This window comes from Streptomyces sp. NBC_01525 (assembly GCF_045040405.1).
GTDB classification, from domain to species: domain Bacteria; phylum Actinomycetota; class Actinomycetes; order Streptomycetales; family Streptomycetaceae; genus Streptomyces; species Streptomyces benahoarensis.
This window is the reverse complement of record NZ_CP109397.1, coordinates 517,398-542,777: the sequence shown is the minus strand read 5'-3', so window position 1 is coordinate 542,777 and position 25,380 is coordinate 517,398. Positions and strand designations below refer to the sequence as shown.

At 68.7% G+C, this 25,380-nt stretch carries 18 protein-coding genes and 3 pseudogenes; 7 read left to right on the top strand and 14 right to left on the bottom strand.

The window, feature by feature from the left end:
* Positions 1–692: 692 nt before the first annotated feature.
* Positions 693–1,501, bottom strand: a protein-coding gene (locus OG422_RS02420) for an IS5 family transposase (RefSeq protein ID WP_405739129.1) whose coding sequence is annotated in 2 segments (ribosomal slippage) — positions 693–1,181 and positions 1,184–1,501 — 807 coding nt in all. Because the reading frame shifts where the segments join, the coding sequence is not laid out codon by codon here.
* Between the two features lie 144 nt (positions 1,502–1,645).
* On the opposite strand from OG422_RS02420, the gene OG422_RS02415 reads away from it, so the two are divergent.
* Positions 1,646–2,002, top strand: a complete 357-nt coding sequence (locus tag OG422_RS02415; RefSeq protein WP_405739126.1) for a hypothetical protein — start codon at positions 1,646–1,648, stop codon at positions 2,000–2,002.
* A gap of 59 nt (positions 2,003–2,061) precedes the next feature.
* Here OG422_RS02415 and OG422_RS02410 read toward each other — a convergent pair whose 3' ends face one another.
* The 12 genes and pseudogenes from OG422_RS02410 to OG422_RS02355 all read right to left on the bottom strand — a co-directional run bounded on the left by OG422_RS02410 (position 2,062) and on the right by OG422_RS02355 (position 13,183).
* Positions 2,062–2,370, bottom strand: a complete 309-nt coding sequence (locus OG422_RS02410) for an SCO5918 family protein (protein ID WP_405739123.1) — start codon at positions 2,368–2,370, stop codon at positions 2,062–2,064.
* 49 nt (positions 2,371–2,419) lie between these two features.
* Positions 2,420–2,824 (bottom strand): CBS domain-containing protein, encoded by a 405-nt coding sequence (locus tag OG422_RS02405; protein ID WP_405739120.1) that lies wholly within the window; start codon positions 2,822–2,824, stop codon positions 2,420–2,422.
* A 46-nt stretch (positions 2,825–2,870) separates the two neighbouring features.
* Complete coding sequence (locus OG422_RS02400; protein WP_405739117.1) at positions 2,871–4,364, bottom strand: DEAD/DEAH box helicase; 1,494 nt, start codon at positions 4,362–4,364, stop codon at positions 2,871–2,873.
* 345 nt (positions 4,365–4,709) lie between these two features.
* Positions 4,710–4,913, bottom strand: a complete 204-nt coding sequence (locus OG422_RS02395) for a cold-shock protein (protein ID WP_003973099.1) — start codon at positions 4,911–4,913, stop codon at positions 4,710–4,712.
* A gap of 769 nt (positions 4,914–5,682) precedes the next feature.
* A complete protein-coding gene (locus OG422_RS02390) occupies positions 5,683–6,675 on the bottom strand; it encodes a diacylglycerol/lipid kinase family protein (RefSeq protein WP_405739114.1) in 993 nt (330 codons plus the stop codon).
* A 202-nt stretch (positions 6,676–6,877) separates the two neighbouring features.
* Complete coding sequence (locus tag OG422_RS02385; protein ID WP_405739111.1) at positions 6,878–7,924, bottom strand: NAD(P)-dependent alcohol dehydrogenase; 1,047 nt, start codon at positions 7,922–7,924, stop codon at positions 6,878–6,880.
* A gap of 23 nt (positions 7,925–7,947) precedes the next feature.
* Positions 7,948–9,213 carry a cytochrome P450 gene (locus OG422_RS02380; RefSeq protein WP_405739109.1) on the bottom strand — a complete coding sequence of 422 codons (1,266 nt, stop codon included), beginning with the start codon at positions 9,211–9,213 and terminating at the stop codon, positions 7,948–7,950.
* A gap of 60 nt (positions 9,214–9,273) precedes the next feature.
* The gene (locus tag OG422_RS02375; RefSeq protein WP_405739107.1) at positions 9,274–10,677 is read right to left on the bottom strand and encodes an NAD(P)/FAD-dependent oxidoreductase; all 1,404 of its coding nucleotides are present in this window, start codon (positions 10,675–10,677) and stop codon (positions 9,274–9,276) included.
* Positions 10,674–10,892 carry a ferredoxin gene (locus tag OG422_RS02370; protein WP_266735821.1) on the bottom strand — a complete coding sequence of 73 codons (219 nt, stop codon included), beginning with the start codon at positions 10,890–10,892 and terminating at the stop codon, positions 10,674–10,676. The genes OG422_RS02375 and OG422_RS02370 overlap by 4 nt, the downstream gene beginning before the upstream one ends.
* A gap of 446 nt (positions 10,893–11,338) precedes the next feature.
* Positions 11,339–11,549: pseudogene (locus OG422_RS02365) on the bottom strand (site-specific integrase); the annotation flags it as partial.
* A 1-nt stretch (position 11,550) separates the two neighbouring features.
* Positions 11,551–11,856: pseudogene (locus OG422_RS02360) on the bottom strand (glycoside hydrolase family 15 protein); the annotation flags it as partial.
* A gap of 976 nt (positions 11,857–12,832) precedes the next feature.
* Entirely contained in the window at positions 12,833–13,183 is a 351-nt protein-coding gene (locus OG422_RS02355) for a hypothetical protein (protein WP_405739104.1), read from the bottom strand.
* Between the two features lie 3 nt (positions 13,184–13,186).
* On the opposite strand from OG422_RS02355, the gene OG422_RS02350 reads away from it, so the two are divergent.
* Positions 13,187–13,426, top strand: a complete 240-nt coding sequence (locus OG422_RS02350) for a tyrosine-type recombinase/integrase (RefSeq protein ID WP_248001352.1) — start codon at positions 13,187–13,189, stop codon at positions 13,424–13,426.
* A 417-nt stretch (positions 13,427–13,843) separates the two neighbouring features.
* On the opposite strand, the gene OG422_RS02345 is transcribed toward OG422_RS02350, so the two are convergent.
* A complete protein-coding gene (locus OG422_RS02345; RefSeq protein WP_168481750.1) occupies positions 13,844–15,271 on the bottom strand; it encodes a hypothetical protein in 1,428 nt (475 codons plus the stop codon).
* Between the two features lie 154 nt (positions 15,272–15,425).
* Between OG422_RS02345 and OG422_RS02340 the strand changes: the two are divergent.
* The 5 genes and pseudogenes from OG422_RS02340 to OG422_RS02320 form a co-directional block, all read left to right on the top strand.
* Positions 15,426–16,551 (top strand): annotated as a pseudogene (locus tag OG422_RS02340) (IS3 family transposase); the annotation flags it as partial.
* Between the two features lie 619 nt (positions 16,552–17,170).
* The gene (locus OG422_RS02335; RefSeq protein WP_168481751.1) at positions 17,171–18,745 is read left to right on the top strand and encodes a TIGR02677 family protein; all 1,575 of its coding nucleotides are present in this window, start codon (positions 17,171–17,173) and stop codon (positions 18,743–18,745) included.
* Positions 18,742–19,977 carry a TIGR02678 family protein gene (locus OG422_RS02330; protein WP_405739100.1) on the top strand — a complete coding sequence of 412 codons (1,236 nt, stop codon included), beginning with the start codon at positions 18,742–18,744 and terminating at the stop codon, positions 19,975–19,977. Before OG422_RS02335 ends, OG422_RS02330 begins: the two co-directional genes overlap by 4 nt.
* Positions 19,974–24,128: a TIGR02680 family protein gene (locus OG422_RS02325; RefSeq protein ID WP_405739097.1), complete on the top strand. Its 4,155-nt coding sequence runs from the start codon at positions 19,974–19,976 to the stop codon at positions 24,126–24,128. Before OG422_RS02330 ends, OG422_RS02325 begins: the two co-directional genes overlap by 4 nt.
* Positions 24,119–25,363: a TIGR02679 family protein gene (locus OG422_RS02320; RefSeq protein ID WP_405739094.1), complete on the top strand. Its 1,245-nt coding sequence runs from the start codon at positions 24,119–24,121 to the stop codon at positions 25,361–25,363. Before OG422_RS02325 ends, OG422_RS02320 begins: the two co-directional genes overlap by 10 nt.
* The last annotated feature ends 17 nt before the right edge of the window (positions 25,364–25,380 follow it).

The window sequence follows — 25,380 nt, the reverse complement described above, 5'->3', positions numbered from 1 at the left end:
GCTCACGGCGGCCCCTGATCACTGCGGGCCACCCGGTCCGGTCGTCAGCCCCGTCACCGTCCTGCGACAACCCTGGCTTCGGAACTCCACCACCGCACCGTCCTGCGAACTACGTGTACTGCTGTCCGGCAGTTCATCTCTGCCGGGCCTTGCTCGATCTCGGCTACGTGAGAAACCATAACCAGACCACCACTCAATGTCTACTCCAGCGGGTATAGATTTCTAGACGCTCGAAGATGAGGTAACTCGCCTCGACTGGTCCATGGATGGTCGCGGCAGCCTCGAAGCTCAGGTCCGGCGCCCGGAGTGACCCACAGCCGCGCAGCCCGTCGGGATTCCCGGGGCGCCGCCGACGGCGCCACGGCTACTGTCGGCAGGTACCGGCCACCACTGGGCATTCATGCTTCCGGCCGTATCACCCCGACGGGCCGGCCGGTGACGGGCGTGGCACCAGGGCCTGCGCCGGCCTTGACGATCCTGGCCCGATGGCGAGCAGCTCGTGAAAGCGGTGCACGCCGGCGCTGGTGCCGCGATTCGCGGACTGGCGCTCCTGCTGCCGCATCAGTGCCTCGACGAGGATCCGCTTCTTCGGCCCGCTGCCTCTCTCTGGCCCATGGTCAACCGCCTCACCCGCGCCACCGCGGTCACCCGCCGGGCCTCCGGCGGCAAGACCATAAGAGCTCGTAACACGATCATGAGCGGGCTTTCTTGAGACGTCTCCAGCAGATGAGGCTGCAGGCGAGGGAGACGAAGGCGTAGTGGAGTTCAGTGCGACGCTCCCATCGGACAGTGAGGCGTTTGAAGTGGTGGAGCAGGGCGAAGGTCTGCTCGACGACGTAGCGGAGCTCGCTCATGCCCTTGATGTTCGGTGATCCCTTGCGGGAGATGATGGGCAGGATCCGCCGGTGACGCAGTTCGTCACGATGGACGTTGGAGTCGTAGCCCTTGTCGCCGAGCAGGGCTTCGGGCCTGCGGCGGGGCCGGCCGGGGCGGCCCGCGACGGGCGGGATGCCGTCGACCAGGGCGAGGATCTGGGTGACGTCATTGACGTTGGCCGCAGTAGTGATGACTTTGAGCGGGGTGCCGCGCCCGTCGCAGATCAGGTGATGTTTGCTGCCTGTCTTGCGCCGGTCGACCGGCGACGGACCGGTGTCGGCACCCCCTTTTTCGCCCGGATGTGTGAACCATCCACACACGCCCGGGACCAGTCGAGTTCGCCGGCCGCGTTTAGCTCCGCGAGCAGGATCCGGTGCAGCCGGTCGAAGACGCCGGCCTTCTGCCACCGGTCCAGACGCCGCCAGCACGTCTGACCCGAGCCGAACCCCAGCTCCAACGGCAGGAGTTGCCAGGCTATGTCGTTGTAGAGGACGAACAGGATGCCCTGGAGGCAGAGTCGGTCCGACACCGGCCTCGGCCCCGGCGACCGCTCCGGCCAGGGCGGCAGCAGCGGCTCGATCAGCGCCCACAAGTCGTCATCCACGATCCACGGCCGAGTAGTCACACCATCACGAACGGCCGAATCCTCACACCGGTCACGGCCAACCAGGGCGATTCAGCAAGATCGTGTTACGAGCTCTAAGCGCCCGTCTTGCCCGGTAGCTCCACCGCTCAAGCAGCCGGAGGGCCGGTAAATATAATCTGCCTCATGTCGAAGCCTGACGAGCTGCTGGTTGACGTCGCCGCCCTGGTGGAGTCCCGGCAGAGCAATCAGATGTCCCTGACCGTGGTCACCGGTGGTGCTGTCCTCACCGGTCGGCTGGCTCCCGAAGCAGTGTGGCGGCAGAGGGTGTCGGAGGTACTGACGGATTCGGACCGCTTGGGCGAGTTCTCCGCCGTCTTCGACACCCCCGCGACGAACGGGCCGCCTACGCACCTGCACTTCCATGTCGCCCGGATCCTGCAGGGCACGGTCGGGATCCCGGAGACGGGCGGGATGTACCGCGTCGCGATCGAGGACGTCAGCGCCTGGACCGTGGGCGACTTCAGCTATTCCGACCGCTGAGCAACCACTGCGAGGAGAACCCGCTGTACGCGGTGTGGGCTCGTGCCTTGTTCCCTCGGTCAGACGGAGACGGGGGTGCCGAGCATCGCGGAGGCTTGCTGGAGCGGGCTGAGGATGCGTACGGGTGCGGCCTTGGGGAGGGGGCGGCAGGCGAAGCCGAGCCGAGTCATGGCCCGGAGGACTTCGGCGGCGCTGAAGTCACGGCGGTCCTGGCGGGTGATGACCTGGCCGACTTGCTTGACGGGGTAGTGGCGGCGGCCGATGGCCACCGTTTCGCCGGTGCCCGGTTCGGGCTTGACGCCCTTCATCGATTCCAGCACGCCGCTCTTGGTGAGCTCGAAGGGGAAGCGGGCGATGATGCAGCGCATGTGACCTCACAGCGAGAAGGGGAGAACAGCCCGACCAGGGGGAGACGGTTCAGCGGGAGGGGGCGAGGATGCCCAGGACGCTGCCTTGCTCGCCGACCACCGGCGGGGCACCGAGCCGACGGGAGCGCATCACGGGCTCGGCTTCGGCCGCAGTGGTCACGGGTGAGGTGAACGATCCGTGGTCGCCGAGGATGTCGCGCAGCCGGACGCGGTCCGTGTAAGCGGAGCTGCCGCGGACGGCGGTGAGGTCAGTTCGGGTGACCAGGCCGGTGCACTGGCCGTCCTGGTCGCAGACGACCAGTCGACCCGTGCGGGCGGCGGCCATGACGGCCAGCGCCACCTCGACGCTCATGTCGTCACAGACCTGCGGTCCGGCCGCGTCCATGACCTCAACCACCGTCCTGTGCACGGGGTTGGCGCTTGCCGGGCGGGGCTGCATCTGAACCAGCGACAAAAGGTGCCTCCTGCAGAGATGGGTCAGCTTCCTGATCACGAAGGTTCTAGGCCACCGCATCGAAGACGGACTGGCGTACGGGCTCGCGCCGGGTCGCCGAAGAGGGGCGGCGCCGGCCTCGGGAGGAGGCACTGCGCTTGGGACGTTCGACCACCGGAGCGGTAATGACGACCGGGATGCCGGACGGGGCCTGGGCGCCGGTGATCCGGCTCAGGGCCTCTTCGCCCGAGCGGATCTGGGTGGTCTGCGGCCGGATACCGGCGTCCGACATGAGGCGGACCATGCCTCGGCGCTGGTTCGGTGTGACGAGCGTGACGACGCTGCCGGACTCGCCGGCGCGGGCGGTACGGCCGCCGCGGTGGAGGTAGTCCTTGTGGTCGGTGGGCGGGTCGACGTTGACGACGAGGTCGAGGTTGTCGACGTGGATGCCGCGGGCGGCGACGTTGGTGGCCACCAGCACCGTCACATGACCGGACTTGAACTGCGTCAGGGTGCGGGTGCGCTGCGGCTGCGACTTGCCGCCGTGCAGCGCGGCGGCCCGGACCCCGCTGTTGAGCAGGTCCTGGGTCAGCCGGTCGACGGCGTGCTTGGTGTCCAGGAACATGATCACGCGGCCGTCGCGGGCGGCGATCTCGGTCGTGGCGGCGTGCTTGTCGGCGCCGTGGACGTGCAGGACGTGGTGCTCCATCGTCGTGACCGCACCGGCCGACGGGTCGACCGAATGCACGACGGGGTCGGTCAGATAACGCCGCACCAGCAGGTCGACGTTACGGTCCAAGGTGGCGGAGAACAGCATCCGCTGCCCCTCCGGACGCACCTGGTCGAGCAACGCAGTGACCTGCGGCATGAAACCCATGTCAGCCATCTGGTCAGCCTCGTCCAGCACCGTGATGCCCACCTGGTTCAGCCGGCAGTCGCCACGGTCGATGAGGTCCTTGAGCCGGCCCGGGGTCGCGACGGCGACCTCGGCCCCGCCTCGCAGCGCGCCGGCCTGCTTGCCGATCGACATCCCGCCCACCACCGTGGCCATCCGCAGCTTGACTGAGCGGGCGTACGGAGTGAGCGCGTCGGACACCTGCTGCGCCAGCTCACGCGTCGGTACGAGGATCAGCCCCAGCGGCTGGCGGGACTCAGCACGCTGTCCGGCGGTGCGGGCGAGCAGGGCGAGGCCGAAGGCAAGGGTCTTGCCGGAACCGGTGCGCCCGCGGCCCAGGACGTCACGGCCCGCCAGAGAGTTCGGCAGCGTCGCGCCCTGGATCGGGAACGGCGCGGTCACGCCCTGCTTGCCGAGTTCGGCCAGTAGTTGCTCAGGCATGCCGAGACCGGCAAAGCCCTCCACGGCAGGCAGCGCAGGGGTGATCGTCTTGGGGAGCGCGAACTCACCCTGCACTGCGGCGGGCCGGCGGCCGTAACCGCCGGAACGGGCCGTCCCGCCGGAACGGCGCGGTGCCGGCGAGCCGAAGCGGCTGCCGCCCTTTCCGGCGTCGGCACTGCCATTACGGGTGCGGGCGGAGCGGTCGATTGTGCGTGTGCGGTTCATGCGGAACCTTCCTCGATGCGGCGCATATCAAGGAATTCCCGCCAGCAATGAGCGGCACGGGGAATTACAAGTATGGACCGATGGTAAAAGAAAGCAGGTCCGGCCGGCGGAAATCTGCGCGGGCGCGGGTGCTGAAATGGGAGACGCGGCGGGGGCGTAAAATCCGGGCGTCGACTGCGGTGTAGCTCTTCAGGATGCGCCTGCATCCCTGAAGGAGGGTCCGCGCGTGGTGAGACTGCGGATTCCTCCGAGTCGTCCCGCAGGTGAAACCGCTGCGGGAAATGCGTGCAGCTGGGGCCCGCACCCCGAAGGATGCGGGCCCCAGCTACAAAGTGTGCGTCAGCGTCAGGCCGGAACGATGTTCTCGGCCGTCGGGCCCTTCTGGCCCTGCGCGATGTCGAAGTTCACCTTCTGGCCTTCGAGCAGCTCACGGAAGCCCTGGGCGGCGATGTTCGAGTAGTGGGCGAACACGTCAGCGCCGCCACCGTCCTGCTCGATGAAGCCGAAGCCCTTTTCCGCGTTGAACCACTTCACGGTACCAGCAGCCATGTCATATCTCCTTTGGGGCAGTACAGCGGAATCCGCACTGCGCGGACGCCGTGTCGCCGCGATGATTACCCCGCCCGGAAAATGACCGGAAATACAAAAGCGCTCTCACCGGCAGGAGCCGAATGGGGGCACTTGAAGTTTTGGGAACCACAACTGCAACTGACACCGACAGTAGCACGCTGGAACGGCCGGTGTGCGCTGCAAAATTCCATGCTGTTCGTTGCAGGAAAAACTCTGCCCGTATGGCCCGCTAAACTCTCACGTCGCCGGAATAGATATTGATTCCCCGGAGTGCAACGTTTCCGGAAGGGCGCTGGGGTGTACTCAGCGTAGGCAGGCACGGGCGGCCGCGATCGTTTTGCGAGCCCCGTGAGTGCTCCGCGAGGCAGGCGAGCACGGTCTGCCGGTGCGCCTGCCGGTCCCTGAACGCCTCGTTCGCAGAGACGCTCCGGTCCTTCGAGTTGAGGAGGGTTCGAGGATCCTGCCTGCCACGTCTCGCCCCCTGGCGATCAATGGGAGTCGATCTGTGCTCCCTTGAGCGCAGCCTGCAAGCCTTCCGGACGTTGATGGGCAGGCCGGAGCAGACCGCAGGCGATCGGAAGTACCCGGCGCCGACGCAGTGCGCCGGGATCACCCGGGGCGGTGACACGGGAGACATCTCACGCGTTCGGTGGTGTGGCTCGCAGGCCACCGAGCAGTGTGGCCAGATAGCGGTGTGCGGTTTCGATCCGGTCGGCGGAAGTCCGCGCTCTGCCCGGTTCGGCTTCCGTCAGCCGGCATGATGGCCGTGAACAGCTCGCCCGACAGCCGAGGCCAACCGGCGGATGGCGCCCCTGCCCGGCGGCCGCCCGGTGGGCGCGACGCCCGGACGATGGCGGGGAACCCGTACCCGTAGCGTCCCGGGAATGATCTGGCACCGCACGGGAGTTGGCAGGGTGACGGCTTCACCGTCCAGCCCGACGGGGATGAAGGGGATGCCGGCATCGACGACGACCTCTTCAGAGGTGGCCAGATTGGTCAGGCCGTGCGTCTGCCCATCTCGCAGCCGGGCGCCGGTCTCGGCGGGCGTCTCCGCCCTGGCGGCCAGTACCCCCAGGAGCCCGGAGTCCAATTGCGCACGCCTGCCAAGCCCGGCCGGGTCATCGGCCCGGTAGGGGTTGTTGCTCACCAGCACGGCATCAGGCCGGTCGACAGTGAGCAGCCCGGCGCGTACCACCAGCTCCGGGCCCTCGTGGCGGGCCAGGAATTCCGGGAGGATCCGCACCGTCGTGCCGATCTTGTCGTCCCGATAGGCCGGGTCCTGTACCAGGGCGGCATAGGCACCGAACGACACGTTGTTGACGAACACCCGCTCGCCTGCGAACCCGAGATCCACGCACAGTTCGACGCCGTCGGTGAGGGCCTCCAGCGCGGCCGACGGGTCGTCACGGTCCAGGCCGAGGTCCATCGCGAAGTGGTTGCGGGTGCCGGCCGGAATGACCACGAAAGGAAGACCGCTCTTCGCAGCCACGCCGGCGACAAGTGCCTGCGTGCCGTCTCCGGCGGCCACCCCCAGCAGATCCGCACCGTCATCCACCGCACGTCGGGCGACAGTTGCGAGGTCCTGGGGTTGGGAAGGATCGAGCAGGAGAACCTGAGCCCCCAACGCACGGGCCTTTTCCGCGATGTGGAACCGGCTCGCCTTCCCTCCTCCCGAGCGGGGATTCACGATCAGATACGGCCGCAGCGCGGCAGCCACCGGTCGGAACGCGTTCTCGGTCATGGCAAGCGCCGACAGGCCGCGTTCATCAGCCCCGCGCCCGTCACAGTCACAGGCGCCGGCACGGCCGCCGTTACCACGCCCGCTGCTGACTGCGCCGTCCGCCACCGGCCCGGTCCGGCGATCGCACCGGCCACAGCCTCCATGGCGTTTCCTCCGGCAGCTACGGCTTCCGGCACCAGCCCGGTCGCCTTGGTGACAGTACTCATGGGTGGGGGGTGATGACGGCGCGTCCTTGGATCTTGCCGTCGTGCAGGAGCTGGTATGCCTCGTTGGCGCGTTCCAAGGGGAAGTGCTCGAGCAGCATCTTGATCTTTTGCTGCTGGGCGAGGGTGATCGCTTCCATCAGTTCGGGAAGGGAGCCCCAGTAGGGCGAGGCGACCGAGCACTCGTGCGGCGGGCTCGCGAAGTTGACGGGCAGGGCTCCGCCGCCGAGACCGACGATGGTCAGGTGGCCAAGTGCCCTTGCCACCTGAGCAGCCATCCGCAGAGTCGGGTCTATGCCGACCATGTCCAGCACGAGCTGAGCGCCCTGCTGCCCCGTCACGTCCTTGATGCGCGTGACCGCCTCCCCGCCCGAGAGCAGCACCTCGTCCGCGCCCATGCGCTTGGCGGTTTCGAGCTTTCCGGCATCGGTGTCCACGGCGACGACGGTGGTCGCCGCGCTGAGCGCTCGCACTATCTGGATGGCCATCTGGCCCAGACCGCCCGCCCCGATCACCACAGCGGTCGAGCCCGGCCCCAGCAGGTGCACCGATCGCTTGACGGCGTGATAGCTGGTCAGCCCCGCGTCGCTGAGCGGGGCGGCCTGGCGGGGGTCGAGGGTGCCCAGCGGGATCAGGAATCGCGCCGCCGGGACCAGCAGGTACTCAGCCATTCCGCCGTCGTGACCGCCTCCCAGGCCCCCGCCCTGACCACTGGCCTTCTGGCAGTAGTTCTCCCGGCCCTCCCGGCAGTTGGCGCACGTCCCACAGCCCCAGGGGCCATAGACCATGACAGGGTCTCCGGGCGCGAACCCGGTGACACCCGGTCCCGGCCTTTCCACCCATCCCGCATTCTCATGGCCGAGTGTGAAGGGCAGTTCCGTGGCGAACCCGGGTGATGGTCCGGGTGCCTCCATGATGTGCAGATCTGAGTGGCATGCACCGGCACCCGCGACCTTCACCAGGACTTGGCCCGGCCCTGGCTCGGGCACCGGCACCTCGCGCAGCTCGGGCGGTTGCTGCCATCCGACCAGTTGAAAAGCCCGCATAGCGATCCTTTACGCATGCCGAGTCAGTCGCGGATCCCGTCGATGTCGACCAGGACGTGGCGCGGGCCGCGGAATATCTGGTTGTGGCGGTACGGCGGTGGGTCTTCTACGAGCCGGGGGTTTTCCACCCGGCGGATGAACTCGCCGACCGCGACCTGGACCTCGAGCCGCGCGAGCGGAGCGCCGAAGCAGAAGTGGATGCCCTGGCTGAACCCGAGGTGCTGGTTGTCCCGGCGTTCGAGGTCAAGCTCGTCGGGGTTGGCGAACCGCTTCGGGTCGCGGTTCGCCGAGCCGTAGGCCAGGAAGATCGGCGCGCCCTTCGGGATGGTGGTGCCTGCGATGTCGATGTCTTCCACGGCGGAGCGGGTGTGCCAGAACTGGACCGACGACTCGAAGCGCAGCAACTCCTCGACCCCGGGCACGATCAGCTCGGGCCGGCGGCGCAGCTTCTCGAGCGCGTCGGGGTGCCGCAGCAAGGTGAGCACGCTGTGGGCGATGAGATTGACCGTGGTTTCGTGCCCGGCGAAGATCAGGAGCAAGGCATTGCTCACGAGCACGCCCTTGGACATCCGTCCCTCCGGGCCGTCCTCGTTCACCATCGCCGAGAGCATGCCCGGGCCCGGCTGCTGGGCGTACCGGTCGAGCAGCTCAGCTGCGAACTCCCCGAACTCCTTCACGGCCTGGCGCCCCCCTGCCAGTCGGCTCTGTATCTCCTCGGAGGCAGCCTCGGGGCCGAAATCCAAAGCGTCCAGGGCCGTCTCGATCCAGCCGTGGAAGCGTGGCTCGTCTTCCAGTGGCACGCCCAGGACCTTGCAGATCACGGTCACCGGCAGGGGGTAGGCGAACTCGTCGACGGCATCGATCCGGGTCTTGCCCTGCATGGTGTCCAGGAGGCCGTCCACGATGCGGCGGATCTCGGGTTCCAGGTCGGAGATCAGGTGAGGGGAATGGGGTGGGCCGACGAAATGCGGCATCATCATCCGGCGATCTCGATCGTGCTCGGGTGGATCCTGGGTGATGATGTTCGGCTCCAAGATGACCGTCTCCGTGATCGGCTCGGCCTCCGCCGAGCCCTCGGCCGGGGCCGAGGCCGGGCCGGGGAGCTTCCTGACATCCGAACTGACCCGGGGGTCGTGCAGCAGCGCGACGATCTCTTGGTAGGTGCTGACGACGTAGGTGCCGTCCGGCTGCCGCGCCACCGGTGTCCTGCGGAGTTCCTCGTAGAACGGGTACGGATTGGCGCGGTTGGCATAGCGGAGGGCCTGCTGCCAGGGCGTTTCCTCGACCACGAGGCTCCCCTCCTTCTTTCTGTCGGTGCTGTCCGCTTGCACGCCCATCCGGCGGGCGCGTCAACGAGGGCGAGACCGGAACTCGGCCCCCCGCTCGCTCGGGTCGTGGCCGGTCAGGACGACGTCGGGGATCGCCGTCGGGACGCCGGGTTGCGGGAACTCGGCCGGGATCGGCTTCATGCCGGTGGGCTGGTCCCAGCCCGGCGGCGGAGGCGGGAACGGACCCGATTGCTCGATCAGCTTCCCGTAGTACTCCAGCCACTTACCGTGATCGAACGTGACGGCGGCGACGATGCGGCCCCGGCGACCGTAGGCGGCAGCGAAGTGGCGCTCCTTGACGGACCCCTGCGTGAAGACGATCTCGTCGCCGAACGGCGGCACGCCGACGGACTTGATGTTGACGCCGAACTGACCGGACCAGAAGCCGGGCAGCAACAGATGCGGGCGATAGTGGGGCTCGAGGTTCACCATGTTGTGGGCCGCGGCCTCGGCGCCAAGAACGGCATTGTCCCAGTGCTCCATCGCGAGGAACTGGTACTCGTACAGCACGTGGGGCGAGCGCGCCACGTCCCCAGCCACGTAAATGCTGTCGGTGACCACGCCGTTGATGTCGAAGGCGCGACCGCCGGCGTCGCAACCGACACCCCAGAAACCGGACGCCAGCCCGGCGCCCTCCAGCCATTCCACGTTGCGGATCGACCCCAGCGAAGCCACCACCACGTCGGCGTCGACGGTGGTTCCGTCCGAGAGATGAGCACGCCGCACATGTCCGCCGGAGTCGCCCTCCAGTGACGACACGCCCAGCCCGCAGCGCAGGTCCACGCCGTGGTCGCGCTGGATCTCCGCGGCGATCTCACCGATCACCCCGCCGAGCGCGCCGACCAGCGGCGCCGAGCCCCGTTCCACGACGGTCACCGGGAGATCGAGTTCCCGGCAGACGGAGGTCACCTCGGAGCCGATGAACCCGGCGCCGATGACCACGACCCGCGACGGCGGCGCGGCCAGCGCCTTTTGCAGCTGTGCGGCATCATCACGCGAGCGCAGCGAGTAGACCCCGTCCAGGGCGGCCTCTTCCGGGTTCGGCCACTGTCGCGCCCGGGTGCCCGTGGCGATCAGCAACCGGTCGTACGGGATCTGCTCGCCGTTGCCCAGGTGGACCTGCTTGGCGATCCGGTCCAACCCGGTGGCCGTCACCCCGAGCCGCCACTGCGCATTCACTTCTCGCAGGCGGGGCAGCTTGGTGTGGTCGGCCGGCACCCAGCCTTTGAGCACCTGCTTGGACAGCGGGGGACGGTCGTAGGGCTCGTACGGCTCGTCCCCGATAATGGTCAAAGACCCGGTGAAGCCCTCCTCACGCAGGGCCTCGGCGGCCCGCAGTCCGGCCAGGGACGCACCGACGATGACAATCCGGCCGTTGGCTCTGAACTGGCGCACCAGCTCTGCGACCGTTGCCGGCACGGTCATGACGTCGCGCTCCCCTTCGCGCCGTCCAAGCGGTCGATCACGATCGCCTGCACCGGACACGCCGCAGCGGCTCGCTCAACCTGCAGGCGCCGCTCGTCATCGGGATTCGGCTCGTAGGTGAGCGCCTCCTGGCCAGTCAATCTGAAGACCTCGTGTGCCAAATACACGCATTGTGCATATCCCTGACATCGATTTAGGTCCACGGCGATTCGCATGGGCAGACTCCTTCCGATCGCCGCCCAGCTGGACAAACCCACCCGTCGCCCCGCCGACGCCACCGGCTGAGCACCCGCATGTTCGATCTTCTTCGCCACGGCGGTGGATTCGCGGTGACGCTTACTCCCGATGAGCGTCACGGCCCGAAGGCCGCGGTACACATGCCGATGGCATCAAGCTTTGCCGGCCGTTACCCCTAAAAAAATGGTCACCCCGTCTTCCGACGACCGCAAATGCGCTGTTACGGAAACCATCTCTCAGGGCGGCTGTAGTTCTTGATCACTGACCGGTTCGTGCAGGTCCGGGGGCTTCCGGAGTGCCTGCCCACATGGAAGCGGCAACCGTGATCACGTGCGTTTGTGGAGGCAATACGGCCCCGGCAGACCGAGCCGGCTGAAGCCGCTGAGACTCGGCGCACCCGCCGACCAGGACAGTACCGCCACCCGGCTGTCCAGGTGTTGACCGCCGCGGTGCCCCAGAGCCTCGCCGATCTCGTCTTCCGCGACCGACGCCAGCGGGCGACCTTCGCCGATCCGCTCCGCGGCCTTGCCGACCCCGATCCCGTAGCTGCGGACCGCGTTCGGGGTGCCGAACGAGTCGAGGAAGGCGGGGGTTCGTTGAGCTGAACGTAATGGAAAAGATGCGGAGCGTGGCAGATCACCCCAAGGCGCGGTCGCGATTGAAGGCGGCGCTGATCAGGGCAAGGTGGGTGAAAGCCTGGGGGAAATTGCCCTGTTGCTCTCCGGTGTGGCTGATCTCTTCCGCGTACAGGCCGAGGTGGTTGGCGTAGGTGAGCATCTTCTCGAAGGCCAGGCGGGCTTCGTTCAGGCGCCCGGCACGTGTGAGGGCCTCGACGTACCAGAAGGAACAGATGGAGAAGGTGCCCTCCTCGCCTTCCAGGCCGTCCGGGCTGGCCTTGGGGTCGTAGCGCCAGACCAGGGAGTCGGAGACCAGTTCGTTGCCATTGGCAGCGGGTTTTGGGCAAGGTTGCGGGAGGGGCGGGTTGACCAGCAGCTATGCAGGTCAGAGGTGGTGCGGAGCGGAATGAGGTATGTGCATGTGTCGCCGCCTGTCGCCACCTCTGGCAGGGTGCATGCTGACTCGACGCTGAGTTCGATGATGCAGCGTCAGTTGCTACTGATGGGGCGTCATATCACTCCGTTGCGTGGCGTGGATCAGGAGCGGATCGCCTGGGGTAGAGGCTGTGTGAGGTCGAATTTCGGAGTCGACCTCCGTCAATGTCTGTCTTGAGGATCATCTGGTGTCCTGGACGTGTTTGAAAGCGGGACGCCAAAGCAGGTGTGCTGGAGTCGCGTCACAAAGGCGCATGCAGTGAACGGCTTGCAGTCTGAGTGCGTTCAATGCGTCCGTGCTCTGCATGAGAGGCGGCGGCGCCGATTCGGGTGTATCGGAATCCCCGCGGTGAGGCCGGAGGTCACTGTGTTCGCAGCGCGTGATCTGCGGGTCTCCAAAGGTGGAAGGGGTGGCCGACTCCTGCCTGTGCCGGAAATTACGGGTGTGGACCTTATCGACCTTCCTCGACCGCGTTGCCTGCGTGGGTTGAGACTCGCCGCTTGAGCTTCGATCCAAATGCCCCGGCGAGGTGCAGTATGTGTCGTTGTCGGAATTGGGTCTACCTCTTCTCGATGACGCATCATGTGGAGTGCGTCGTGGTGCTGGAGAAGGCGGCCAAGGGCTTCGGGCAGCTCGGGCCCCATCAAGGTGGCGAGCGTCGATGAGGGGCGAGAACAGGCAACGCTCTGCGTGGAGCTGCTAGAGGCCAGCGGGGCCTTGACCTGTAGTGATAGGTGGTCGTGGGTCGCTGACCTGCCCGTATGTTCTTTCGGCTGTTGGTGCCCGTGCTGCTCACAGGCTGGGCGTAGTCACCCTGGTCGTGGCAACGCTGCCGGAGGCCAAGGTCGCATCGTTCGCTTGGCTTCTACACCGGCCTGCGCTGGGGCAAACTCTCTTGCCTGCGCCGCCACCGCACCGACCAGCGCCGCTCGCGCCTGTTCGTGGTGGAGGTCAGCCCCAAGAGCGGCATCAAGGAGTACCCGAAGAGTTCCAGAGCCGCCGGGAGATCCCGCTCCCGTCCCACGTCCTGGAGGTCCTCGAACGCCACATCTACCGGCTCGACCGCGATGTCGTGGTGTTCACCACCCTCGCCAAGCGCCGCGCCGGCCGCCTCCTCGATGACGGCATCTGGTGACGGCAGACCTGGTGGCCAGTTGTCAACGGTGCCTACTACGGCGACGGCGAGCAGCAGCTCGTCGCGCACTCCCCGCCGCACTTCGTGCGCCACACCTGTGCCCCGTGGCTGGTCCAGAAGGGAGTTTCGCTCTACGAGGTCCAGCGCCTCCTGGGCCACGAGAGCATCCAGACCACCCAGCGCTACGCGCACCTGCAAGGGACGCGTACAAGGCCGACCTCGGAGCCTGGGAGTGAATGGAAGCCCCGCTCACCATCGCGGCATGAACGCCCCTTCGCCTCTGTCCTGCACGGACAGGGGCGAAGGCGTTTGCGAGCGAGCTGAAGCCCGGATCACGGCTCTGGTTGGTCGGCTGGTCCTGATGGAGTACCAAGCGGCGTCAGCGTCGAATGGCCACGCGGAGGCGCGGGCATCGACCGTCGCGAGCTCACGGAGTACCTCCCGCATGGCTGGGGGATTCGGCGTAGTAACCAGGGGATGCTGCGGCGGAAGATCCAGCACATCTGTTGACGGATGTCCCGTGAGGGGGGCAACCCTGGCGCGCCATCATGCGGCTGGTGCCTCACGTTGAGCTCCACCTGATCGCGGCTGGCGCAGTCAACTGCGGAGAAACTGGCAAAGCCGCTCGGGCGCATCCCATCAACCGATCAAGACCGCAGAGTTCCGCACGCAGCCTGCACGAGCACGCCTATGGAGTGTCGACGTACCCCCTCGGCTGGCACGCTCGTAGATCGCGATCGTTCACTTCTGCTGTGAGGTGGGTGGGGAGTAGGAGTTCACCTTCGGCCTCTTCTTCGCGCTGCGACTGCGGGTGCGTACGGCACGTTCGCGAGGCGTCTCGTCGCTCGTTTCAAACCCCAGCATGACGCTGTACCCCTCGCGGGCGCGTTGCAGCCCGAAGTCCCTCAACTGCTCGACGCTGGTGCCCACGGTTCCGACTCGGCCGAGCTTCACCAGCTCCGCGAACTCCGCACCGACGAGGTAGTTGACTGCCCTCTCGTAGCTGAAGATGCGTCCACCCCTGGGGCCGAGCGTGCAGTCGTCCTCTAGGAGGACTCGGGCGTAAGAGAGGGGGATGTACATGCCGTGGGCCAGCTCGGTGCTGGAAGCTGCCCCGTTCCGCCAGTGTGCGAACTTCAGGAAGCACGCGTCTGGGGAGAGGCGCCACTCGTGGGATCGGGCAGGCTTTGAACTGAGCTGTGAAACCTGCTCCAAGCGGTCCATCTGGTCCAAGAGCTGCTTGTCTACCCGGTATTCCTTATGCCGACTTTTCAGGCGCTTGTACTGGACGAGGACGAAGCTGTGCGTGGGGTGGTGGTAGTAGATCATGTCCGTTCCCAGTCGCGTTTCGACCAGGGTGGCATTGACGTTGACGACTTCGAGACGGCGTCCTGTGGAGTCTTCCAGTACGTGGATGTCGCATCGCACGTCACTGCGTTGCCGCCAGTCATCGAATCGGGGCGCTTCGCTGCCACCCAGCCCGGCCCGCACGTCATGGTCGATCAGGCTGTTCTCCACCGGGTCCGGAATCAGTCCGGCCAGATATGGCTCGTCCCGCGACGCGGGGCGGCCCCAGGCTGACAGCGCGGAGTGCGGGAAGTCGGCCACGCGAGTGAGGGATTGAGCCGCGTCCCTTTGTTCCTGCCACGCACAGTCCGCCGCGTCATCGGTGTTGAAGACGATCGGGTTGAGAAGGGCGAGTATCCAGTCGATGTACCGGGCCAACTCGGGGTGGCGTCTCAGTAGTGCTTCCCGTAAAGCCTGCCAGGTCGTCATGCCGCAGTGGCCCGCGCTTCCGGAGAGAGCCCGCTCCACGTGATCCCGGTGTGTCGAGGGCAGGGAGGCGAGGATCCCGTCGGGACCGTCTAGGGGCACCGGCTTCGGACATCTGCGCATGGGTTCGATGGTGATGCTTCTGTCGACCGGGCCCACGATGTTGACACGCTGGACCGACCCCATCCAGATGATGAAGCGGCCGTGTTCGGCGAGCCCATTGCGGCCGTTGTTCGCGGAACGCGCCCGGTTATCGCAGACCAGGAACGCCAACCGGGTACCGGTGTCTGACGTGTCGAGCCCTGTGGGCAGTCCTTTCGTGAAGCGCTCCGAGACGAGCCAGTCGTCTTCGTTCTCGGCGACCTGGCCCGGGGTGAGGGTCACTATGTACGTCACGAGAGGACCCTACCGACGCTGACGGCGCCACATGCGTACGGACGCCATGGCTTGGCCGCCGACTTCGAGCTGGAGCGGAAACGCTGCGAACCTGATGCATGATCAGGTGACATCTGAACTGGCTCGCCCTGTAGGGCGGGTGGAGGTTATCGCTGTGCCCAAGCCATATCCGGAAGAGTTCCGCCAGGGCGTCATGTGGGTCGCGAGGAACCGCGGCCCTGGGTGTGACGGTGGAGCAGGTGGCCACCGACTTCGGGGTCCATCCGATGACGTTGTGGAAATGGATGCGCCGGGCGGATATCGACGACGGGACCAAGCCCGGGGTGCCCAGCCAGGAGAGCGCGGAACTGCGGGAAACACGTCGGCGGATCAAGCTGCTGGAGCAGGAGAACGAGGTCCTACGCCGGGCCGCCCTATCTGTCGCAGGCGCATCTGCCGGGAAAAGGATCTACCTGCTCGTGAAAGAGCTGGCCGTGGACGGGGTGCCCGTCACGGTGACGTGCCGGGTGCTCAAGCTCGTCAGACAGCCCTACTACCGCTGGCTGGGCAAGCCGGTTGCCGACGCCGTGCTGGCGGAGGCATATCGCGCGAACGCACTGTTCGACGCCCACCGCGACGCCCCAGAGTTCGGCTACCGTTTCCTGGCCGATGAAGCGTGTGGTGCCCGGGGTCGGCATGGCCGAGCACACCGCGTGGCGGATCTGCCGGGAAAACCGCTGGTGGAGTGTCTTCGGGAAGAAGCGTGGCCGGGGCAAGAAGGCCGGCTCGCCGGTGCACGACGATCTCGTGAGCCGTAACTTCACCGCGACCGGCCCGAACCGGCTGTGGTTCGCCGACATCACCGAACACGCCACCGGCCAAGGCAAGCTGTACCTCTGCGCGATCAGAGATGTCTTCAGCAAAAGGGTCGTGGGCTACTCCATCGATGCGCGGATGAAGTCTTGCCTCGCCGTAGCCGCCCTGGACAACGCCGTGGCCCGGCGTGAACACGTCGACGGGTGCATCCTGCACAGCGATCGCGGATCACAGTTCCGGTCCGGGAAGTTCGTCTGAGTCCTCGACCACCACCGGATGGCCGGATCGATTGGGAGAGTCGGGGGGCCGGCGACAACGCGGCCATGGAGTCTTTCTTCAGCCTGCTGCAGAAGAACGTCCTCGACCGCCGGACCTGGGCCACCCGTGAAGAACTGCGGATCGCGATCGTGTCCTGGATCGAGAGGACCTACAACCGGCGCCGCAGACAAGCTGCACTCGGCCGGCTCACACCCGTCGGATTCGAGACCGTCATGATCACATCGGCCCTCCAATCTGCGTGGCCGAACCTGTCACCCGATGCTGCATCAGACCCGATAAATCCCTGCAGGCTGCTGATGCGTCAGTTGTCGGCGAGCGAGTCGTCGGCGAGGCGAGTCAGGCACCACCACACACCGAAGCACGCCTCATGGCTGAACCAGGTCGAGATCTTCTTCTCGATCCTGACCCGCCGCCGGCTCCGGCGCGCCGAGTTCACGTCCCGCCAGGACCTGATCGACCAGATCACCGACTTCACCCTTGGCTATGACGACGAAGCCCGCCCGTTCCGCTGGACCTACGACTGCACTCCGCTCAAAGCCGTGTAACCCTCGCAAGATCAATGCGCCGCGCCACCAGCGATCAACTGACGCACGTTCTGCAGCCCCAACAGACCGGTCCGATCGCATCCACAGGTGCGATTGGGCCAGTGGACGCTGACGTCCACCCGCAGTGGGGCGCGGTAGGTATGAGACGATCCGCCCGTGGCGCTGCTCGCCGCACATATACGGCACGGTGGGGTTCGGGTGCCGCACCTACCGGCGTTAATCAGCCAAGTACCGTGGTCCCTGCCCAGGAGTGTTCCCCGCCACGACAAAATGGCTGCCGATGACTGCCACCACCGCCGCTCTGGCCGGTGAACCGGACAGGTTCAGCCCCTTCGCCCACCTCACCGTGCAGAACACCGCCCTCTACCGCCAGGTGATGCGGGCGTTCGTCGTGGCCAAGGAACACTTCGCCGTGCACCTGCGTCCCGAGGATGTGCATGCCGCGCTGCCCGGGGAGGTCCGGCCCGGTGAGCTCGACGGGGTCGTCAAGGCGCTGGACAAGCTGGTCGAGTGGGGGAATCTACGGGCCGACCCCGACACGGGCCGGGTCACCGCCGTCGAGGACTTCTACCGCAAACGGTTCATCTACCAGCTCACGCAGGCCGGGGAAGCAGCCGAGGAGGCCCTCGCCGGCTACGACGAGGCGCTCGGACGGCGCGGCGCCCTCCAGGCCATCGCCCTGCACGACATCGTCACGCAGCTGCGGGCGCTCCTCGTGCTCACCGCCGACGATCAGCCGGATCCCGGCAAGACGCATCTCGCACTCGACGCGCTCGCGAGCAGGTTCGCCGCTCTCGCCGACAACGCGCGTGCGTTCATGGGCTCGTTGCAGCGCACCATCGACCTGCACGAGGTGGAGGAAGCGGTCTTCCTCGCCTACAAAGACCGCCTCATCCAGTATCTGGAGCGCTTCATCCAGGACCTGATCACTCTGGGCGGGCGCATCGCTCAGCTGATCCTGGAGCTGGAGGAATCGGGCCGGATCGAGGTCCTGCTCAGGGCTGCGGCCGGGCGGGAAGCAGCCGACGCCGCGCCCGAGGAGGCGGAACATGCCACGCAGGAGGCGTACGCGCACTGGGCCGGACGCTGGGACGGTCTCGCGGCGTGGTTCCTCACCCGGAACGGGCGGGAGTCGCAGGCCAGACTGCTGCGTGGCCGGGCTCTGGGGGCGATCCCGCAGATGCTGGCCGTCGTCCGGGTGCTGGGGGAGCGCCGGGCCGGGCGGTCCGACCGGTCCGCCGACTTCCGTGCGCTCGCGCGCTGGTTCGCCGAGACCTCCGACGACGCGTCGCGGCACCGGCTGTGGCGGGCGGCGTTCGGGCTCTACCCTGCCCGGCATCTCACGATCGACGCGGACTCCCTGGCCGCGCGGGTGGCCGCGCCCGTACCCCCCACCACCTCCTGGGCCGCGGCACCTCCGCTGCGGATCAGCCCTCAGCTGCGGCGCACCGGACGTTACGAGCGGCGGGGCAAACCCCGCAAGGTCGAGGACCGTCAGGAGCGGCGTCGCCACCTCGCCGAAGTGGCGGCCAAGCAGGCTGCCGAGACCGCGGCGGCCCGGGCCCGACTCGTCACGGACGGGACGGTCCGACTGTCCGAGCTCGGCGAGCTCGACCCGGCGTCCTTCGGGCTTTTCCTCCAACTGCTCGGCGACGCACTGGCCACGTGGCGGCCCGGCATGCGGCACACCGTGGCCACCAGCAACGACGGCTCCATGGAGATCCGGCTCAGCGCACTGACCGAGGGACCGGCGGCGGAGATCCGTACGCCGTCCGGCACCTTCCGCGGGCCCGACCACCTCATCGAGATTGTCGACCTGACCGACGGCCCGACGCACGGAGCGAGCGACCGATGACCACGCCACTGGCCGAGGTGCTCGACGGTCAGCACGCCGCCGAGTTCCGCAAGGCCGCCCGCGCCCTCCTGAAACAGCCTCTCCTCCTCTCCTACGGCCGGCACGCGGAGGAATTCCGGCTCGTGCGACGGCATGCCTCGGAACTCCGTGAGTGGTTCGACCGCAACACCGGGTGGACCCTCCACGTGGACGCCGGGACAGCCAGGTTGGGCAAGATCCCCGGTGTCCTCGGCGACGCCACGCGCCCCGCCCGCGAGGCGACCCGTGCTGCCGCTCCCTTCACCCGCCGCCGCTACGTCCTGCTCTGCCTGGCCCTGGCTGCCCTGGAGCGCGGCGAGTCGCAGATCGCTCTCGGCCGTCTCGCGGACCAGGTCGTCCTCGACGCCACCGATCCCCGGCTCGTCGCGGCAGGTATCCAGTTCACCCTGGACCGCCGGGACGAGCGCCTCGACCTCGCCGCAGTCGTACGGCTCCTGCTCGGTCTCGGCGTCCTGCGCCGGGTCGCCGGGGACGAGGAGGCGTATGTGAACGGAGCCGGCGACGTGCTGTACGACGTCGAACGGCGGGTGCTGGCAGGGCTGCTCGCCACGCGTCGCGGGCCCTCCACCGTGCAGGGCGAAACCACCGCCGACCGGCTGGCGCAGCTCGTTGCGGAAACCGCCCTCGACAGCGATGAGCTGCGGTTTCGCGCCGTGCGGCAGACGCTCACCCGCAGACTCCTGGACGATCCGGTGCTCTACTACGACGAGCTGAGTGACGCCGAACTCAGCTATCTCACCCGGCAGCGAGGCTTCCTCACCGCCCGCGTGGCCGACCTGACCGGTCTGGTTCCCGAGATCCGGGCCGAGGGCATCGCCATGGTCGACCCCGAGGACGACCTCACCGACGTCCGGATGCCCGAGCAGGGCACCCACGGTCACATCACCCTGCTGCTTGCCGAGTACCTGGCCAGGGCGGGCGGACCGGTCACCGCTGACCAGCTTGCCCAGCGGGTACGGGAACTCGCCGCCGAGCACGGCGGATTCTGGGCCAAGTCGGCGCGGGAACCGGGCCTGGAGGCTGAGCTCGTCGAGCAGGCCGTCGCCCGGCTCGCCGCCCTCGGTCTGGTCTCCCGTACCGCCGACGGGGCCGAGCCCCGCCCCGCTCTGGCCCGCTATGCGGTCGGCGAACCAGTCGTACGCGAACCCGGCTCCGTACGCATGCCGGCACAACGAAAGGCCGCTCAGGCGTGACCCCCGCACTCCCCGACCCGCTCCGCACCCGCTGGCAGCCTCTGCGGATCGGGCTCGTCGACCTCTTCCACTACGACGTGGAGGAATTCCACTTCCGTGACGGACGTCTGCTGCTGCGCGGCAACAACGGCACCGGCAAGTCCAAGGTGCTCGCGCTCACGTTGCCCTTCCTGCTCGACGGCGACCTGAGCCCGCGACGGGTCGAACCCGACGGCGACCCCGGAAAGCGGATGGAGTGGAACCTCCTGCTCGGCGGTGAGCACCCGCACTCCGAGCGGCTCGGCTACACCTGGATCGAGTTCGGCAGACTCGACCCGACCAGCGGACAGGCTCATTTCCGTACGCTGCTGTGCGGACTGAAGGCGGTGAGCGGACGCGGTATCGTCCGGCACTGGTACGCGGTCACCGGACAGCGCGTCCACCACGGCCCCGCCACCCCCGCAGAGGGGTTCCTCAGCCTGGTCGACGCCACGGGCACGGCTCTCTCGCGGGACCGTCTGGTCGAAGCCGTCGGCGGTCACGGCATGGTGTACGACCAGGCCAGGACCTACCGCAGGGCTGTGGACGAGGCGCTCTTCGGGCTCGGTGAGCAGCGCTATGGCGCGCTGGTCGACCTGCTCGTCCAACTGCGCCAGCCCCAGTTGTCCAAGCGCCCCAACGAGGCAGCCCTCTCCCGCGCGCTCACCGAGGCCCTGCCGCCGGTGGACCAGGCCGTCATCGCCGACGTGGCGGAGGCGTTCCGCTCGCTGGACGAGGAGAAGGCCGAACTGGCAGCCGCCTCGGCCGCCGAGCGCGCCGCCGCCGACTTCCTGGATCACTACCGGCGCTACGCGCGCATCGCCACCCGCCGTCGTGCCCGCCTGCCCCGCGTCGAGCACTCCCGATACGAGCACCGTCAACGGGACCTCGCCGAGGCGCAGGCCCAGCAGGCCAGGGCCGAGGAGGAGCGGCGGACCGCGGCGGAGTTGACCGGCACGCTGGAGGAACAGCACCACCGGCTGCGGGCCCAGGACGCCGCCCTGCGCGAAGGCCCCGAGATGCGCAGCGCCAAGGATCTCGACCAGGCGCACCACGATGCGGACCGTACGGCGCACGCCGCGGAGCGTGCGCGCAGCGACCGGGACCAGGCGGTACGACTGCATCACAAGGCCCTGGAGCGGCTCGGCGGTGCCGAGAACCGTCTGCGTGCGGCCGAGCGGCACGCCGAGGACACCTATCGGCAGGCAGGCGAGGCGGCCGCCGCCGCACGGGTCGCGCTGCCCGGGGACGACGGGCTCACCGCGAGCGAACTGCGCGGCAGTGCCGAACAGTCCGTGGAGCGGGGTCGACGTGCTCTCACGCATGTGGAAGGCCTTGCTCAGGTCGCTGCCCGTGCCTCGGAGGAACGGCGCAAGCAGGACGTCCGGCTGGACGAGGCCGATGCCGACCGGGCCGCGGCCGCAGCCGAGCTGGGCCGTGCCGAGGAGGACGTGGCGCACGCCGGCCGGGCACTGCTTGAAGAGGTCCGCAGCCGTACCCGGGGCTGGACCGAACTCGCCTATCCGGATGAGGCCGGACTGCTGGACGAACTCCAGGAGTGGGTGGGCTGTCTCGACGGCCCCTACCCGGCGCGGACCGAGGCCGCGCGCGCCCAGCGGGCCGCGGCCGCGCGCCTTGCCGAGCAGGCCGCCGAGGCCGCCCGGCGCCGGGCCGAACTCACCGAGCACACCGCCCGGCTGAACGAGGAGTTGGCCGCCCTGGAGGCCGGCGGGCGGCGTCCGCCGCAGCCGCCGCGCACGCGTACCCCCGGTCTGCGGGAGCGCCTGACGGGTGCCCCCCTGTGGCGGCTGGTGGACTTCCAGGACGAGCTCCCCGAGGGGGAACGAGCAGGTCTTGAGGCGGCCTTGGAAGCGTCCGGGTTGCTGGACGCCTGGGTACTCCCCGACGGCGCAGTTCTCGCCGCCGACAGCCATGAGGCGCTGCTCGCCCCCGCCACGGGTCCGGTGCGGGGAGCCTCACTCGCGGGACTGCTGCGCCCCGCCGTGGACCACGGGGACGCCGGGGCCGCGGCCGTGGGCGAGGGCACGGTGGCCCGCCTGCTCGCCGCCATCGGCGTCGGCCGGGGAGGTGCGGTGGCCGGCGAGCCGGACGGTGACGCCGGAACCTGGGCAGCGGTGGACGGGCGCTTCCGGGTCGGTGCGCTGACCGGCCGGTGGGCCAAGACGGCCGCCGAGTACATCGGTGAGGGCGCGCGGGAGGCCGCCCGGCGGTCCCGCATCGAAGCCCTCCGTGCCGAACTCGCCCTGCTTCAGGCGGAGTTGGTGACCGTCGCCGAGCTGGCTACCGCCGTGGCCGCCCGCCACCGCGTCCTGGACGACGAGGTGGCGGACGTACCCGACGAAGGCGCCCTCACCAGGGCACACGCGCGGGTGACGACCGCCGCCGAGTCTCTGCACCGCATCAGCGCACGGCGCGAGGAGCGGGCCGCCGCCCTGAGGGAGGCGGCGGAGCGGAGCGAGTCGGCCGCGGCCGACCTGGCCCGGACCGCCGAGGACCTGGGCCTGCCCGCCGATCAGGACGGGCTCGCCCTCGTGCGTGACGCGCTCGGTTCCCTTACCGCGGTGCTGGCCGCCTTCTGGCCCGCCTTGCGTGAACGAGGCGAGGCCGCCCGTCAGGTCGAGGACGACCGTGCCGAGGCCGGTCAGTCCGCCGAGCGAGCCGCGGAGCTCACGGAACGCGCGAAGGAGGCGGAGAGTGAGGCGGCAGCCGCCGACGAACGCTTCACCACCCTGCGCTCGACGGTCGGCGCCGCCGTCGCCGAACTCCAGCGCATGCTGGCACAGACCGCGCAGGCGTTGCTCACCTGTGAGAGCGAGCAACAGGCCTGCCGCACACGCCATGCCGAGGCCGACCGGGCGGTCGCCAGGGCCGAAGGCCGTATCGAGCAGTTGCGCGAAGGGCTCAAGGAGGCTGCTGAGGCGCGTACGGAGGCCATCGCCGGGCTCCACCGGTTCACGGAGACCGGGTTGATGGCCGTGGCTCTTCCTGACCTCCAGGTGCCCGCCGTGGAGGGCGGCGTGTGGGCGGCCACCCCCGCCATCGCGCTGGCCCGCGCCATCGACTCGGGCCTGTCCGCCACCGACGACTCCGACGGTGCGTGGGAGCGGGTGCAGCGCAGGCTGAGCGAGGAACTCAAGACCCTCCAGGACACGCTGTCCCGGCACGGGCACAGCGCCTCCGCCCGGATGGTGGAGGACGGCATGGTCGTCGACATCGTCTACCAGGGTCGCGAACGGGCCGTACCGGAACTGGCCGAGGCGCTGGCGGTCGAGGTCGGTGAACTCGCCCGCATTCTGTCCGCACGGGAACGGGAGATCCTGGAGACCCATCTGGTCACCGAGGTCGCGGGGACTCTCCAGGACCTGATCGCTGTGGCCGAACGGCAGGTACGGGACATGAACGTCGAGCTGGAGGAACGCCCGACCTCCACCGGCATGCGGCTGAGGCTGGTGTGGCGCGCATCCCGCAAGGCTCCCCCGGGGCTCGCTCAGGCCAGGGACCGGTTGCGCCGGTCGGCCGACATCTGGAGCGCCGAGGACCGTGCGGCCGTGGGCGAATTTCTTCAGGAGCAGATCGCACGTCAGCACACCGATGACGCCGCCGGCAGTTGGCTGGACCATCTCACCGCCGCACTCGACTACCGCACCTGGCACGAGTTCGGGGTCGAGCGGCACCAGCAGGGCCGTTGGACCCCGGCCACGGGGCCTGCGTCGGGCGGCGAGCGGGTGCTTGCCGTCTCCGTTCCGCTGTGCGCCGCAGCGTCCTCCCACTACGCGAGCGCGGGCAGCCCGTATGCGCCGCGCCTGGTCACCCTCGACGAGGCGTTCGCGGGGGTGGACGACGACTCGCGCGCCAAGTGCCTGGGACTGCTGCACGCCTTCGATCTCGACGTCGTGATGACCAGCGAACGGGAGTGGGCCTGCTACCCCCAGGTGCCCGGCATCGCCATCGCCCAGCTGTCGCGGATCGACGAGGTCGCGGCGGTGCTCGTCACCCGGTGGGAATGGGACGGCTCGCGGCGGGCGCGTGGTCCGGAACCGGTGCGTCGCGACCATCCGCTTCCCGCCCCCAGAGCCGAAGCGGCCGGGGAGACGGAGCCGCTGTGGAACTGACTCCCGCAGCGGCCGCGACGGTCGACGGAGTACGACTACGCAGGCTGCTGGGCGATCCCGGCCTCGACTGGCTGGTCGACCGTGCACGCCGACGCCTGGAGCGTGGGCAGCCGCTCACCGGCCCGGTCTCGCTGAGCGCGCCGGACGCGGATCAACGAGCGGCTGCTGAGAGGCTGTTGGGACGTGTCCCGGGCACGGGACGGTCCGTGTCCGTGCGGCTCGACGCGGTGGACGGCCTCCTGCGCCGCTCCGGTATCAGCCCCGAGGGGCTGGCCGCCGCTGTGGTCGCGCTCACCGGACCGGTCGAGCTCCTCGGGCCGGCCCGCGCCGAGGAACAGCGGGCCTGGCAGCAGGCGTACGCCCCCCTCGACGCTCTGGCGGACGAGGTCCCCGCGCTCCAGAGCTGGGCCGGGCGGCTCCGGAGCGACGGGCTGGTAAGACGCCTCGCCGGCACCCCCACCGCGGCGGCCGACCTGCTCGGCCGCGCCGCCACCGCCCTGCGTGCCCTGCCGGCGCAGCCGCCGGTGTCGCTGCCGGCTTTCTCCTCCCAACTCCTCGGCAGCGCACATGCGCTGGATGACGGAACCCCGCTCTCCACCCTCACCCTCTCCGGTGTCCGTGCGCTGACCGGCTTTCCGGACGGAAGCGGCGCGCAGTGGCGACGCGAGGCGTGGGCTTCGGCGGGACTGCTGCGTGACGCGCTCTCCTCGACCGTGCTCACCCTGAATCTGCCGGGCACTCCCGCTTTGGACTGGATGGCCGACGCGGGCGAGCCCGCCGTACTGACCCTGCGGCAGCTGACCCGGTACCCGCCTCGCTCGGCACCGCCGACGGTCCGGATCTGCGAGAACCCGGCCGTGCTCGCGGCGGCCGCCGACTCGTACGGCGCGGATTGCGCACCCTTGGTCTGCCTTCAAGGGCAGCCGTCCGCCGCCGCCGTCGCGCTCCTGCGCCATCTCCACACCCACGGCTCCAGCCTGCGCTACCACGGGGACTTCGACTGGGGAGGCCTGCGCATCGCCGCCGCCCTGCTGAGTCGCGTCCCCTGGAGCTCCTGGCGGTACACCACCGCCGACTACCGCGCCGCGGTGCGCACGCTGCCCTCCGGCCCCCTCCTCACCGGGGCGCGGTCCGACGCCCCGTGGGACCCGGATCTCCCGGGCGCGCTGGCGGACGCAGGTGTGCGGGTGGAGGAGGAAGCGGTACTGAACGATCTGCTGTCCGACCTCAGATGAAGCGGAACTGGCTCCTC